Genomic DNA, 14,743 nt, shown 5'->3' with positions numbered 1-14,743 from the left:
TGAATTTACCCAAGCGCATGGTAAATACGACCCCAAATAATACCCGTTGGCATCCAAAGTCAAATATTTTGGTATACCTAAATTTTTATATTAGGTTTGTGAAAATTAAGGGTATTAAGAATGAAGAAGCTTTGGGTCGTAATAGGGATGCTGGCCCTGGTAGTTTCCTGCTCGAAGCTGGAACCCGCCGCCCCGGCCAAAGACAAGGTCCTCGATGGGCCCGTAGATGGATTGACCTACGCACAAGCGGCACAGCATGGGTTAGGCGATGCCGATTTCACCGGCCAGGTCTTTACCAAAGAAACAGGGCTCGGACCGATTTTCGTAGCCACGAGCTGTGCCAGTTGCCATGCAGGGGACGGGAAAGGACATCCATTCAGCACCCTTACCAGGTTTGGTCAGATAGATAGCACAGGCAATCGGTTTTTGGACCAGGGTGGGCCGCAATTACAGGATAGGGCCCTGCCCGGATTCCAGCCCGAACAGATCCCCGCGGGAGCCACCTCTGCGAAATTTATGCCGCCGGGCAACACGGGATTGGGCTTTCTGGAGCTGGTCCCCGACGCTGATATCCTTTCCATGAGCGACCCCAATGATACCAATGGCGATGGCATCAGCGGCACGCCCAATTGGAATACGATCCCCCCGTTTGTAACCCCGGCGCCAAATGCCCTGACCAGGAATGGGAAATATATATGTCGTTTTGGAAAAAAGGCAAGTGTATACGATCTGCGGCAACAGACGACCAACGCCTACAACCAGGATATAGGCATTACCTCCGCTTTTGAACCCTATGATGTTTATTCCCATTTGGAAATTGACCCCGAAACATCAACAACCACCATTAATAATGTAGTGTTTTACCTGCAAACATTAAAAGCCCCCGTTCAACGCGATCAATCCAACGCAGAAGTAATGGCTGGCAAACAGCTTTTCATCGGCATCAACTGCTCCGGCTGCCACAAGCCGGAATTAAGAACAGGCGCTTCTCCCGTAGCCGCCCTGAACAATAAAACATTCGCTCCTTACACCGATCTGTTGTTACATGACATGGGCCCTGGCCTGGACGACGGCTACACGGAAGGCAACGCAGCCACCAGCGAATGGCGAACAGCGCCCTTGTGGGGTTTAGGCCTTGCCCCCGGATCGCAGGGTAGGCAATACTTTTTGTTGCATGACGGAAGGGCCCATAGCATTGAAGAAGCCATCCAGATGCACGGAGGCGAGGCCGGCAATGCGAAAAATGCCTTCAATGCCCTCACTGGATCAGAGAGACAGAAGATCATCACATTCCTGAAAAGTTTATAGCAAATGAAGAGAAGAGAATTCATAGCGACAGGTTGCGTCGGCTGCTTAAGCGGCGGTTTGATATTATCCCTGCTGGAAAGCTGCGGCTCCACGAAAATGATAACGGCATCAATAGTAGATTCCGACATGGTCGTACCCCTGTCCGCCTTCAGGAACAAAAAAGGATATAAGAATTACCTGGTACTGCAAAATGACATATTACAGTACCCTATCTGTGTATACCGGAACGTCGACGGCAAATATGAGGCCTTACTCATGAAATGCACGCACCAGGGAACTGAATTGCAGGCATTCGGCGACAAACTGCAATGCCCTGCACACGGCAGCGAATTTAACAGCCATGGTAAAGTGGAGAACGGCCCCGCCAACGCTTCGTTGAGGACTTTTCCGGTAACCATTACGAACGATCAACTGCTAATATCTTTGAAATGAGAAGAAAATATTTGATAGCCATACTTTTCATCATCCGATTTTCACCTGCCACTGCGCAAATAGACCCCAGCCTGTTAAGACGCGTACCCAAAGACACCTCCAGGCCCGTAATGAACATGGATGCCATGTATAACAGACCTTCCCTCCAGTTGGGCAAACTTCCCGTTTCCCTGGGCGGCTACGTGGAAGCCAACTGGCAGCACCTGGGTACGGACGGCATATCGGAAGGCCATCAATTTCAGTTTAGAAGACTTAGCTTATTTGTTTCTTCCAGCATTTCCAAACGCATCAAATTCTTATCCGAGATAGAATTCGAACCTTCAGAGAATTCGATTGAGGTGGAATTCGCAGCGGTAGATATTGAATTTCATCCGTTATTCAACCTCAGGGGCGGCATGATCGTAAACCCCATCGGCGCTTTTAATCAAAACCATGACGGACCTAAGTGGGAATTTACAGACAGACCCATATCCGCCGAAAAAATGCTGCCTGACACCTGGAGCAATGCAGGCTTTGGCCTGTATGGGAAATACTATCGTGACAAATGGATGCTCGGTTACGAATTTTATTTAACAGGCGGATTTAATAATTCCATAATTAATAACAATCAAAATAAGACTTACTTACCAGCGGCAAAAGACAACCCGGAAAGATTTGAAGAGAGTGCAAGCGGCGAACCCCTGGTTACAGGCAAACTGGCGCTTAAAAATACCAGGATAGGAGAAATTGGCCTATCCTATATGGGTGGAGTATATAATAAATGGCAGGATGACGGCTTGATCCTGGATAAAAAAAGAAGAGTGGATGTGTTTGCGGTAGACTTCAATACCCTCATTAAGAGAACCAATACCAATATCATCGGGGAATGGGCCTGGATCCTCGTCGATGTCCCCAACACCTATACACAACAGTTTGGCAACAGACAGCGGGGAGGCTACATGGACATTGTCCAGCCTGTCCTGAAAAACAACATACTAGGATGGGAAGGAGCCGTCTTGAATGTTGCCTGCCGCCTTGAATATGTAGATTGGAATGTGGGAAGATTTAAACAAACGGGAGGCAACATCGCCGACGATGTCTGGAGCGTCATGCCCGCCGTAAGCTTCAGACCAAATTCACAAACTGTTCTCCGGTTAAATTATCGTATCCGGAAACAAAGGGATCTGCTGGGCAATCCGCCTGCAAATACCGCCGGGTTTATATTCGGCATTTCCACTTACTTCTAACTACTGCGCTAATATTTATAAATGTCAATCTTGACCGGCCCCAATAACCCCGATGATTCCAGGCCGGCTCCCGCATCTGGACCAAATAAAGTAGTCGTTTTCCGTTGTTCTGCCGGCAAAAGAGCATCTCCCAGCAAACGGTTCACCCAGGTATTCACTACTTTTATTTCTAGCTTATTGTCGCCAGGCTTAAGCCCGCCGGTAATATCGACCTCGTAGGGCGGCGTCCAGGCCCCTCCCATTTCAACACCATTCACGGACACTTTGGCGATGTCCCTGGCAATGCCAAGGTCGATTACATAGCGCAGCCCTTCCCCGATCTTTTTAATGGATACAACATTTCGATAATACGCGGCGCCGGAATAGTATTTTATACTGTCATTGGAGTGCTGCGACCAGTCTGTCAGTGCATTGAATATCACCGGCTTTTCAGGCCCTCGCATCTTGCTGTCAAAGGTCACCGTCCACGGTCCCCTTATCGCCATGCTATCCATAGCCTTCGGATAGTTCCCACCCAACGCATCGCCCTTTGTCCCGTCTTTCCTGAAAACAACGAAAGCACTGCCATTCGCCGCAAGGTGAATAGGCATTGAAGTACCGCCGCCTTCCTGAATAAAGGTTGGCAGATTACGCACTGTCCCTGTGACGGCATCCCATAATTCCGGTTTCTTTCCCGCTATGCGAAATGTAGCGGCAATGTCAATGGGCTCATTTTTCTGATTGGAAATAAAATAAATTGACCCTCCCTTTAATTGCCGGTGGATGTAAAGTACGTCGCCGCCCCCGGTACTTGTAAAGTCGGGTATTATCTTGAACAGGTCCAGCACGTCCTGCATATTCATGCCACTCAAAACCCATCCTTTGCCGTAGGGATGCACCCTGTTTTTCCCGCCGTCGATATTGCCCCACAACTCATCCGCCATAGTTTTCACTTGCTTATCTGCTTCTGGATAACCCTCCAGGCTGGGCGACCTTTCGGGCTTTGGCCCCAACACCACCGCACCTTGCTGCACCAGCTCCTTTATTTTTGACAGCAGTTCCGGGCGCATGGTAGTAAGTTTGGGCAATACCAGGATGCTGTAGCTTATGCCACTGGGTAAAGTTAGTTTACCGTCCTTTACAGACAGGCTGTTTTCAATCACCTCACTATTTATATAATCGAATGAATACCCCTTAGGTAAGGCAGGATCAGTAACTCCGATCATCTTAGGGGCATCCTCCCCAATGAAATAGGCAACATCTCCGACAAATTGCCCTTGCTGCAACATCAGGTTGCACCGTTTGATATATTTCACAAAGAGATCCATATCAGAGAACCACGTATTCGCCCTATTGAATTCGGTCCCAAACCATGCGTTCAAACCCGGCTTAGGGTCATGCTCAGCCTGGTGAATATAAACATGGAGCAAGGTATTATTGATCCCGTCAGCAAAAAAACGGTCGCCTCGCGATTTCAACATGGCCGGATGCCGGCGCCAGTGATTGCCTGCTGACGTAAATGACTCTGCAGACACCTTGGTTTTCCCATAAATATGTGCCGCTGAAGAAGCTATCTTATTCTCAACATTTCCAAGATGCCCTTCACACCAGAATTCACCGGCGACTTCATCCGACTGACCGCCATACTGTAGAAACTCCGCCGGGAATCCAAAATACCCGTAATTTTCGAGCCATGTGGTCAGCCCGTGTTGATGACTTACCTCCCGCAGGCCCGCAACATAATTATAAGCAACATCGTCCGCGATCAATCTCCGGAGATCCCAGAGAAATCGGTCTGAAAGATCTGCGCTGCCCACTATTTTCCCCTGTAAAACAGGAATAAAGGGCGTGGCATCATAATGATATCTCTTTTTAAATTCCGGTATCAGCAGGTCAGTCCAGTTCTGGCTGCCCGTCTCGTAGCTGTCCGCGATTACGACAGTGAGGGTCTTGCGGTCTTCCGGCGGGATCCGCTTTAATATCTGCCCCAGATAGGCGTCAAAATGTTCAGCGATGTGCGCTTTACTCATTTTGTCCGTTTCGAGGCCCGTGGCCTCCGGCGTTGCAGGTACATTTTGTGTGTTTGTCGTCGTCATGCCTGTCCGTTCAATTACCCAGTCCCCCGGAGGAACATTCCAGTGCAACGTGCCGTCGGCAGCCATATATTGGGAGATGTCAACCACCTTGGCAGGGTCGATGATATAAGCCGACTGCTCATCTGGCTGTGGGCTCCACAAGTAAGCTCCCCAGACAAGATCTTCCGTCTGCCACATTTTAGCCATCGTTTTCTCCATGTAACTATCAACCATGGGCGTTGCCGATAATTTCAATTCGGATATCCCCGAATTACCTGAGACCTTTGTCAGTAATACCCTGAAGTTGCTAGCGGTCGTGGCAGGTATGGAAACGACGGCCCTGCCCCAGGGTATAAAGCCGTGTTGTAGTTTGGGGGCTCTGCGATCTATCGTAAAATGTTTAAGGGTAACATATTCATTATTCAACTTTGCCTGGATCTCGCCTTCAAGATACACGGGTTGGTGCATCATAGAAATGCTTACACTGCGTACCGTATACGGCTGCGGCGTACTTACATCCAGCGAAAACTGCTGGCCTTGGGTAAGAGGGATGCCAGTCGCCTCGTCATGATCCATCAGTCTCGCAAGCGAATCCATAGCCGGCGCTGATGACAGCCTGGGGCCCGACCCACTCATATCTGCACCGTAATCAGAAGTAACAGGATAGGCAAGTACCTTTACATCCTGAAAATTCCCCTGCGGCTTAACCAATTTATCATTAAATAATAAGGGTCCTTTCACCATCACCTGTGCCGAGGTCAGGTAACGCATGGCTTGTTCCGGCCGAACCCAAGGTCCGCCTGCCTGACTCCATCCGGGGCCATTGAACATTCCGATCTTGATATTCAGTTGTGTTGCGGTCTTAAGGGCAATATGCAATATATCCCACCATTCATCCGAAAGGAATTTCACCTTTCCATAGGGTACGTCGCCCAGGCCAATATCACCTATGAACGCCCTGTTGATCCCAACCCTTTTCATCGCTTCCAGGTCCTTGACAACCCCCTCTTTGGAAACATTGCCGGACAACCAATACCAGTAAACACTGGTTTGAATGGAATCGGGAGCTGTCCTAAAACCAGTTTCCACCGCTTTGAGATCCTGCTCCTCTGGCTCATCGAAAAACAACCCGCTCACCGCGGCATTGGGACCACGTACCTGGTTGACCCGGATCCTGATGCTTCCGGAATAATTGAACACAAGGTATTTTCCCCCCTTATATGTCCTTATCAGTTGCACCGGGGCAATGAGCTTCAGGGTCCTGCCATCAAACACTTCTATCCCGGATCGCCTTGCCTTATTGTCCCAATCCAAAAAATACAATGCCACCTGGTGCTGCTGGTTTCCGGTCACCTGGAGATCGATCGTCATTGTCTCCAGCAATGGAATAGGGTCCTGGGTGATCACCGCCCCGAATGAGCTGGCATTGCCGGACGTATCGGTCAATACGCTATTGTCTCCCGGGATATCCAGGTGAACGTTTGCTTCATTCCTTAGGACTACTGAGGATAAGTACCCCGGTAATTTTTGCAAATGTTTTCCCTTTTCCGGTTGATTGAACAAAACGAAACCTTCCTTTCCATACCGGCCCTTCCAGTTCCCGGATGTCACACTGTCCTGCACCAACTTATCAATGGGATAATTCCACGGAGCGCTCACCGTCTGCTGCGGCCCACGATAATTACGATAAGTTGCCTTAAACTCATATTTCCCCGGCCCCAGGTCATTCACATACACATATCCGTCTTTCTGTAAAAACTTGACCAACTTTCCATTTAAAGCAAGGGATGTAACGCTGTTTCCCCTCAACGGCATACCAATCCTCTTTGCCCTCGTCCCTTCGGGTATCCCAATCGTGGCAACGCCCGACCTTATATCAAAATCTGCAGAGATCCTTCCTTGTAATGTAGGAGTGCTTCCACTGACAGCCGTTATCGTATCTGTCAAATGGGGTATGATTTCAAATGTCCTGAAGCCCGGCTCCATCGGCTTGATCCCCAGCATTTCTTCCGACAGCCATTTCACGACGCCGGCGCTCCACGGATGCGTCAGGCTCGTATACGTGCACTGACAATTGGGAGGAGCATCGTTCTTCCCGAGAATAGCATTCCAGCTGGGACGGTATACCTCAAAAAATGTCGTTCCGCCATATCTTAGCTGGCCTCCCCAACAATCCTTGATCGTGCTCACCGCATCTTCATACCGTTTCATTTTTGCCATTGCTCCAATGATAAAATATTCATTGAATGGAGAGTAGGATTGACGGTTTACCCTGTCGGTAAAATTGCGATCATAAAATACAGCGCCCTCCGCAGGGGTCGTAAGCCCGGTATTGATAGCATCCGCTGCGGCATGGATGCCAAAATTTTCCTGCCAGCCTCTATTCTTCCTTACCTCCCCAATTTTTTGATAAGCATACCCGGTGAACTTTTTTGCCAGGTCCAGCCTTCCAATCTGTTTCATCAATGCGCTGAATTCCATCCACGATCGTATACTGAGCATCGAATAGGCATACTGTGATTCCGCAATATTCGCATTTTCAAATCCCGCTCCCAGCCGTTCGTCCCAGCCATAAAAGCCGAGCTTGGGCGACTTGCCAAAATGCTGGTAAGCCCGGTCCAGCTTCTCGCTGGCGTTATTGATATATTTCTTCGCAAATGCTGTATCGCCGGTGTAATTCACGTAATCAATAAGGCTTAACACCCAATAAAGCGCATAGCTGGCAATCCCGTTATCAAGTTTGGAGGTATAGTCAATATTGGCCTTCACGAAGTCGTAATTTCCAAAAGCCACCATAGACGCAGCCTGGGCTACATACGCATCTCCCGTCCATGAAAACCGGTCCGTCCGCTCCATCAATATGGCGCCCAGATAATTCTTTAAAAGGTTTAATTTGACAGTATAGGCTCCTGCATACCATATCCGGGTCAACTCCGGGTCACTGCAGGAAAAGCTGCCCTGGTAGTTCACCGGTTTAGTCTGGCACACCAGACGAAAATGCTTCATGTGCCAGGTCGCACGGTGAGAGACCACCTGTATCCAGCCAAATCTCACCCCTTCGTATAGTTCCGGATTTAATTCCAATCGGTAAGTTTGGCCGTGCTTCACCGGGGCCAGCGTTTTGCTTGGATGCACAGCCCCGCTGTTTACAACAGCCGGCTCGTTGTACTCGCTGATGCTCATCGTTATGCTGTCCTTTAGATCATCAGAATCGAATTCCAGCCAGCCGGCATTTGTCCGTCCGAAATCAAACAGGATAGTTCCGGGTCCGCTCACGACGATCACATCATTCTCCTTATACCCTTTCATATCGAAACTGCCAGGAACGGAGACCACCCAGCTAACAGGTGCTAACACGTAACTTTCAAGATCATCGGACGCCTTCGGATGAGCCCAGGTGTAATTCATCACCGGATCAGGTGACAAGGGGTTTACAGCTCCGTTCTTCTTTGCGGAAACAGGGGGATATCCGTTGATCTGAGCCTGTAGTGACAGGCTGCCCCCTAAACAATGTATAATAAAAGGAATGGCAAATAAAACAATCTTGAAATGGGACATCGCTTTAAAGATAGCCACACCGAAAACGAATAAGAATAAACAAAATGGCATTTCTTTTATACTTTCTGACATATTTGCCACTTCCTCGGCAAATTCAACCGCCACTGATAGAACAAAATGTTCGAAACCGGACGTTTTGCAAACTTTACTTTTTATTAATCACCTGGTTTTCATTGATTTATATTTGGCATCTGGATTGAAATACCACCATGCAAATTTTGCATTATGGATATGGCGCTCTCAGCACAGGTAATAGCCAAAAGAAAAAGAAAGACCCTGCTCATAGCGGGAACGCTGATGCTACTCCTGCTCCTGGCCATCTGGTCCCTCCGGACCTCCTTGCAGTCTTCCATAAAACAATCCGCCTTCACCACAGCGGTCGTGGAAAAGGGCGATATTGAAAATACCATTACTGCATCCGGAGAAATATTACCTGAGTTTGAAGAGACCATCACAAGCCCCATCAATGCTTCCATTCAAAAAGTGATCCTGGACGCGGGTAGCCGCGTAAAGGCCGGTCAATCTGTTCTCACCCTCGATAAATCCACGTCCCAAACCGAATATACGAAGCTGAAATTCCAGCTGGAATCCAAACGCAACGATATTAAGAAACTGAGGCTCCAGCTGGACAAAAGCTTCTATGACATTCAATCCAATAATGACATCAAACAATTGCGGATCAACAGCCTCGATGCGGATGTCGAAAACGCCAAACGTTTATTCAAGGCCGGCGGCGGGACGAAAGAAGACGTGTCACAGGCCGAACTCAATTTAAAAGTGGCACAGCTGGAAAAGCGGCAACTCGAAAATGAAATAAAAAGCAAACAGCAGACCATGCAGACGGAAATGAAGGAAGCAGAGATCGCCGCGTCCATTCAGGAAAATGACCTGAACGAGTTGGGGCGTAAACTGCAATTGGCCAACATCGTATCAAGCCGCGGGGGAGTCGTCACCTGGGTCAATGAGAACATTGGGGCTTCCATAAGGGAGGGTGATGCGCTCGCCCGCATAGCAGACCTGGGCAGCTTTAAAGTGCATGGAAGCCTGTCCGATAATTATCTCGACCAGTTACATAATGATATGACCGCGATCATTCGCATCAATGATACGCAGATAAGAGGGACGGTGATCAATATTCAGCCCTCTGTACACAACGGTATTGTATCATTTGATATACAATTGAATGAACGGAATAACAAGCTGTTCCGTCCTAATATGAAAGTAGATGTATTCCTGGTTACTTCAACCCATAGCAACGTGCTGCGTGTGGCGAACGGGCCCGCTTTCAAAGGGTCGCCTACACAAGACATCTTCATAGTAGGCAATGGAAAGGCGCGACGGCGGACAGTACACATCGGCATGATGAGTTTTGATTATGTGGAGATCAAAGACAATGTCCGGCCAGGCGACCTGATTATCACATCCGACATGAGTGAATATAAGAATTCACAGGAGATTATTATTACTAATTAATAGATATGAGATCGTTCTATTTCATGCTCCTGCTGTCCTGTTATTTCAGGGGATATTGCCAGCCAGCCAGTGATACCATCAGGATCTCCCTGGGACAAGTCGTAACGATGGCCAAAGAGCGATCAATCGCTTCCAGGCAGGCCGCTACGGTAAAAGAAACAAAATACTGGCAATGGCGTACCTACCGCTCCAATTATCAGCCGCAATTATCATTGACGGGCACATTGCCAGGCTATAGCAAAACATTCACACAGGTATTGCAACCCAATGGAACAATACAATTTCAACCCATTCATAATGACAATTCATCCCTGAACCTTTCCTTCAGCCAAAGCATTGCGGCCACCGGAGGAAGCATCTATGGCACTACCCAACTGCAGCGCTTTGATGATTTTGACCGTAAGAATACTTTATATAACGGAGTACCTTATGGCATTGGGTACAGCCAGCCCTTATGGCAATTCAATGCGTTAAAATGGGATAAAAAGATCGAACCGCTGAAATTCACTGAAAGCAAACAGGCTTATATTGAATCGATGGAACAGGTCTCCATTATCGCGAGCGGCTATTTTTTCGACCTGCTGCTGGCGCAAGTCAATCTCCAGGTGGCAGAAACCAACCTGACCAATACGCAAAATATCCAGCGTATAGCCAATGAGAAGCTGGATCTTGGGAAAATATCAAAGAACGAGATCCTTCAACTTCAGTTGGAGCAACTTAAAGCAAGGAAAGCGGTAGGCATGGCAAAGCGCGATATGCAGATAGCAACATTAAACCTTCGTTCTTACACCGGGCTTACAGGCGCTGATAAGATTGCGCTTGAATTACCTGCCGCCATCATCGACATGAATGTGGCTACGGATAAAGTCCTGACGGAAGCTTATGCCAATCGGTCAGATGCGATTGCCTTTGTGCGGCGTATAGCAGAAGCAAAGAGGGATGTAGCCAAGGCGCGGGGGGACAATGGCCTGAATGCTGTCTTAACGGCTAATTTGGGGTACTCCAAAAGTGCGCAAACGATAGAAAAGGTATACCAGAACCCTCAGGATCAGCAATTGGTGCAGTTGAATTTTGTTATTCCAGTCCTGGATTGGGGCAGGTCAAGATCAAGGACGAGGACGGCGCAGGCCAATCAGCAGCTTACAGAGTACACCGTAGAACAGGATAAGCAGATCTTCGTGCAGCAGATCGTTACCCAGGTTACCTTGTTCAATATGATGAGAGACCAGGTAGTCCTCGCGGCGGAAGCCGACAGTATTGCGAGTGAGAAATACCAGATAGCCAAAGACCGGTATGTGCTCGGCAATTTAAGCGTCACCGACCTGAGCATCGCTTTTACGGAAAAGGACCAGGCGAAAAGAGATTATATTTCAGCCCTGCGGGATTTCTGGGGAGCTTATTACCAGTTGCGCTATTTGTCCCTGTATGACTTTGAAAAAAATGAAAAGATCATGTATAAATAAATAATATTATTAAAAAAAACAGCACTATGATTCGTTTACAGAACATTGAAAAAGTATATCGTACAAGCGCCATCGAAACATTGGCGCTCAACAGCATTAGTCTCGACATTGCAAAGGGTGAATTCCTGTCTGTCATGGGCCCTTCCGGCTGCGGCAAAAGCACCTTGTTAAACATTATGGGTTTACTGGATGCTCCAACAAAAGGAGATATAAAAATTGATGAGCAAAGAACAGATCATTTTTCGGATAAGCAACTGGCGCAGTTCAGGAACAGGAAGCTCGGTTTTGTTTTTCAGAGCTATCATCTCATCAACGATCTGAAAGTACTGGACAATGTAGAGTTACCCTTATTGTATCGGACCAGTTCCGGCAACGAAAGAAAAAAACTGGCCTCAGCTGCGCTGGAAAAAGTCGGTTTGAGCAATCGGGTAAAGCATTTTCCCTCCCAGCTTTCCGGCGGACAGAAACAACGCGTAGCCATCGCGAGGGCCATTGTCGGACGGCCGGAGATCATCCTGGCCGATGAGCCAACGGGAAACCTGGACAGTGCCATGGGTAGCGAGATCATGGATATCTTACTGCAATTGAATGCTACAGACAATACAACAATAATAATGGTCACCCATGATGAATATATGGCATCAAAAACCCATCGCCTGGTAAGGCTGTTCGATGGAGTATTGGTGCAATAAGTAACCGGTGGTTGCCAACATCTCAAAACAGAACTCTATGCTTAGAAATTATTTTAAAATAGCCATCGCGGTCCTGCGCAGGAAAAAGTTCTTTACTTTCATCAGCCTGTTCGGTATCAGCTTTACGTTAACCATCGTAATTATCGTTGCAGCCTTTGTAGATAATATGTTTAGCGCGGGCTATCCGGATATCAACAGGGACAGGGAATTGTTCGTCTCCAGGATGCAGATCCGGAGTTCAACGAATGCATCCAGTATAAACGCCGGCCCCAGTTACTACTTCATTGATCATTATGTGTCCAGGTTAAAAACGCCTGCCAAAATAGCCATTTTGAGTGGCAATTTCCCTGTAACTACTTATTTAAACAATAAAAAGCAGGTGACTAGTGTAAGATCCACCAACGACCAGTTCTGGGAAGTTTTGCAATTTCAGTTTGTTGAAGGGAAACCTTATACTAAACAGCAGATAGACAACGGGGAAAAAGTTGTCGTTATTTCAGAAGCGGTCCGCAGCAATTATTTTAACGAGGGCGTAGCCGCAGTCGGAAAATATATAGAACTGCTAAATATGCAATACCGGGTCACCGGAGTGGTTAAGAACCTGCCTTCTGCAAGCAATGTTTATGCAGATATATTTACTCCGCTGACCCTTACGCAAGAGGATATGCATGAACCTTCTCTCGTCGGAGGACACACGTGCATCCTCCTGTTGGATTCAAAGGCCAATATTCCGAAAATGAAGGAGGAGTTTAACCAGATGGCGGCAAAAGTACCCATGGACGATAAAAAGATCGACAATAAAATATTTGACAGGAAGCTTGTCTTTGCCGATACCTTTCTTGAATCTTTTGTCCGCGATTTTCACGCGGGGTTTACCGAGGGCGCCGGCGCCGGCGTGGACATATTTATCTTAATTGTCAGTATATTTTTCCTGCTTTTTCTGTTGCTGCCAACCTTGAATCTGGTGAATATCAATATCAGCCGTATCATGGACCGCTATTCTGAAATAGGCGTCCGCAAGGCATTCGGTGCGTCCTCCCGGACCTTGGTGTACCAGTTTATTGTAGAAAACCTGATCCTCACATTCATCGGAGGGGCCATCGGCGTAGGGTTGTCATTCATCATTGTACAAGTCATCAACAGCATGGATTTTATGTACAACAACCGTATCTCCGTCAATTTCCATGTACTTTCTTTTGCCCTGCTTGCCAGTCTTGTTTTTGGATTACTGTCGGGCGTTTATCCCGCATGGCGCATGTCCAGAATGAACGTGGTAATGGCATTGAAGGCCCAATAACCCTTTTGTAATTAATATTATAAATTAAGCATATGCTGACGCATTTATTTAAGCTGATCTGGAATAAAAAGAAACAGAACTTTCTGCTGATGACGGAGATGTTCGTTTCTTTCATCATATTATTTGCCGTGTTTACGGCGCTGGTGTATTATTATCAGAATTATCACCGACCGATGGGGTTTGAGTATGACAGGGTATGGAAATTTGGATACAACGCCCCCAGGGAAATATCGGATCCCGACAGTATGGCTGCTTTTAGAGGATCTGTAAGACAATTGATCAGATCCATGCCTCAGATTGAGGAGGTGAGTTTTTCAAGCGAGAACATTCCTTTCGGAAATGATAATAATGTTGGAGGAGTAAATTACTATAAAAAAAATGTGGGGGCAGATAAGTACACGGTTGATGACAGCTATAGCGCCGTATTGCATGTCAGCGTTAAAGAAGGCAGGTGGTTCTCAAAAGAAGACGATGCCGCCAAAGAAAAGCCTGTCGTGATCAATGAGACCCTAAAGAAAAGTTTATTCGGGAACGAAAATGCCATTGGGAAATTGATTGGTGAGGGGGGCGAAGGGATGGGAAATATGAAAATAGTGGGTGTTATCAATGATCTGAAAGACAAGGGAGATTTCGCGGGGCCGCACAATGGTTTATACAGGAGAGTAGACACGGGTAATTATGGGGGCGGCGCCATTCTTCTAAAAGTGAGTTCCGATGCAGATAGAGCTTTCGAAAGCCGGTTGTTCAAAGTACTTTCCAGTACCATGAGAAATCCGGACATTAATATTCAGCACCTGGCATATATGCGGACAAGAATAAATAATATCAGGCTCATACCTGTGATCATTACACTGATCGTTGCCGGCTTTCTGATCATCAATGTGGCGCTTGGCTTGTTTGGCGTACTTTGGTATAATATCAGCAAGCGTAAAAGCGAGATCGGCCTGCGCAGGGCGGTGGGGGCCAGCGGCCATTCCATCTCCGGGCAGTTGGTGGGGGAAGCGCTGGTGCTGTCGACCATTTCATTGATCGTGGGCTCCTTCTTTGCCCTTCAGTTCCCTTTGCTGAATATTTTCGACCTGCCAGCCCTTACCTATCTTATTGCGCAGGGACTTGCTATTGCCTTTATCTACCTGCTGGTGATGATCTGCGCATTCTACCCCGGGAGACAGGCGGCAGCCATTTATCCTGCCGTCGCCTTGCATGAAGACTAGTCAAAAAGCACTAAATTGCCACTTAC

Annotated in this window: 9 protein-coding genes; 8 read left to right on the top strand and 1 reads right to left on the bottom strand. The window is 47.6% G+C overall.

What is annotated here, in order from left to right; genetic code table 11:
• Positions 1 to 120 precede the first annotated feature (120 nt).
• The 3 genes from Q4E93_RS15220 to Q4E93_RS15210 are packed head-to-tail and all read left to right on the top strand — an operon-like array spanning position 121 to position 2,966.
• On the top strand, positions 121 to 1,308 hold the full coding sequence (locus Q4E93_RS15220; protein WP_303586586.1) for a di-heme oxidoredictase family protein: 1,188 nt from the start codon (positions 121 to 123) through the stop codon (positions 1,306 to 1,308).
• 3 nt (positions 1,309 to 1,311) lie between these two features.
• Positions 1,312 to 1,740: a QcrA and Rieske domain-containing protein gene (locus Q4E93_RS15215; RefSeq protein WP_303586584.1), complete on the top strand. Its 429-nt coding sequence runs from the start codon at positions 1,312 to 1,314 to the stop codon at positions 1,738 to 1,740.
• On the top strand, positions 1,737 to 2,966 hold the full coding sequence (locus Q4E93_RS15210; RefSeq protein ID WP_303586583.1) for a hypothetical protein: 1,230 nt from the start codon (positions 1,737 to 1,739) through the stop codon (positions 2,964 to 2,966). The genes Q4E93_RS15215 and Q4E93_RS15210 overlap by 4 nt, the downstream gene beginning before the upstream one ends.
• An 8-nt stretch (positions 2,967 to 2,974) precedes the next feature.
• Here the strand turns inward: Q4E93_RS15210 and Q4E93_RS15205 are convergent, their stop codons facing one another.
• On the bottom strand, positions 2,975 to 8,578 hold the full coding sequence (locus Q4E93_RS15205; protein ID WP_303586581.1) for a glycosyl hydrolase: 5,604 nt from the start codon (positions 8,576 to 8,578) through the stop codon (positions 2,975 to 2,977).
• A gap of 225 nt (positions 8,579 to 8,803) precedes the next feature.
• Between Q4E93_RS15205 and Q4E93_RS15200 the strand changes: the two genes are divergently transcribed.
• From Q4E93_RS15200 to Q4E93_RS15180, 5 genes are read left to right on the top strand one after another with little or no spacing between them, the layout of a single operon-like run.
• On the top strand, positions 8,804 to 10,051 hold the full coding sequence (locus tag Q4E93_RS15200) for an efflux RND transporter periplasmic adaptor subunit (RefSeq protein ID WP_303586579.1): 1,248 nt from the start codon (positions 8,804 to 8,806) through the stop codon (positions 10,049 to 10,051).
• A gap of 5 nt (positions 10,052 to 10,056) precedes the next feature.
• A complete protein-coding gene (locus Q4E93_RS15195; RefSeq protein WP_303586578.1) occupies positions 10,057 to 11,514 on the top strand; it encodes a TolC family protein in 1,458 nt (485 codons plus the stop codon).
• 26 nt (positions 11,515 to 11,540) lie between these two features.
• The gene (locus tag Q4E93_RS15190) at positions 11,541 to 12,206 is read left to right on the top strand and encodes an ABC transporter ATP-binding protein (protein WP_303586575.1); all 666 of its coding nucleotides are present in this window, start codon (positions 11,541 to 11,543) and stop codon (positions 12,204 to 12,206) included.
• 37 nt (positions 12,207 to 12,243) lie between these two features.
• Positions 12,244 to 13,503 (top strand): ABC transporter permease, encoded by a 1,260-nt coding sequence (locus tag Q4E93_RS15185; protein WP_303586573.1) that lies wholly within the window; start codon positions 12,244 to 12,246, stop codon positions 13,501 to 13,503.
• A 32-nt stretch (positions 13,504 to 13,535) separates the two neighbouring features.
• A complete protein-coding gene (locus Q4E93_RS15180; RefSeq protein ID WP_303586571.1) occupies positions 13,536 to 14,717 on the top strand; it encodes an ABC transporter permease in 1,182 nt (393 codons plus the stop codon).
• Positions 14,718 to 14,743 lie beyond the last annotated feature (26 nt).

Source organism: Flavitalea plasmicola (genome assembly GCF_030546645.1).
Taxonomy (GTDB): Bacteria; Bacteroidota; Bacteroidia; order Chitinophagales; family Chitinophagaceae; genus Puia.
This window is presented reverse-complemented; position numbering and strand designations above follow the sequence as displayed.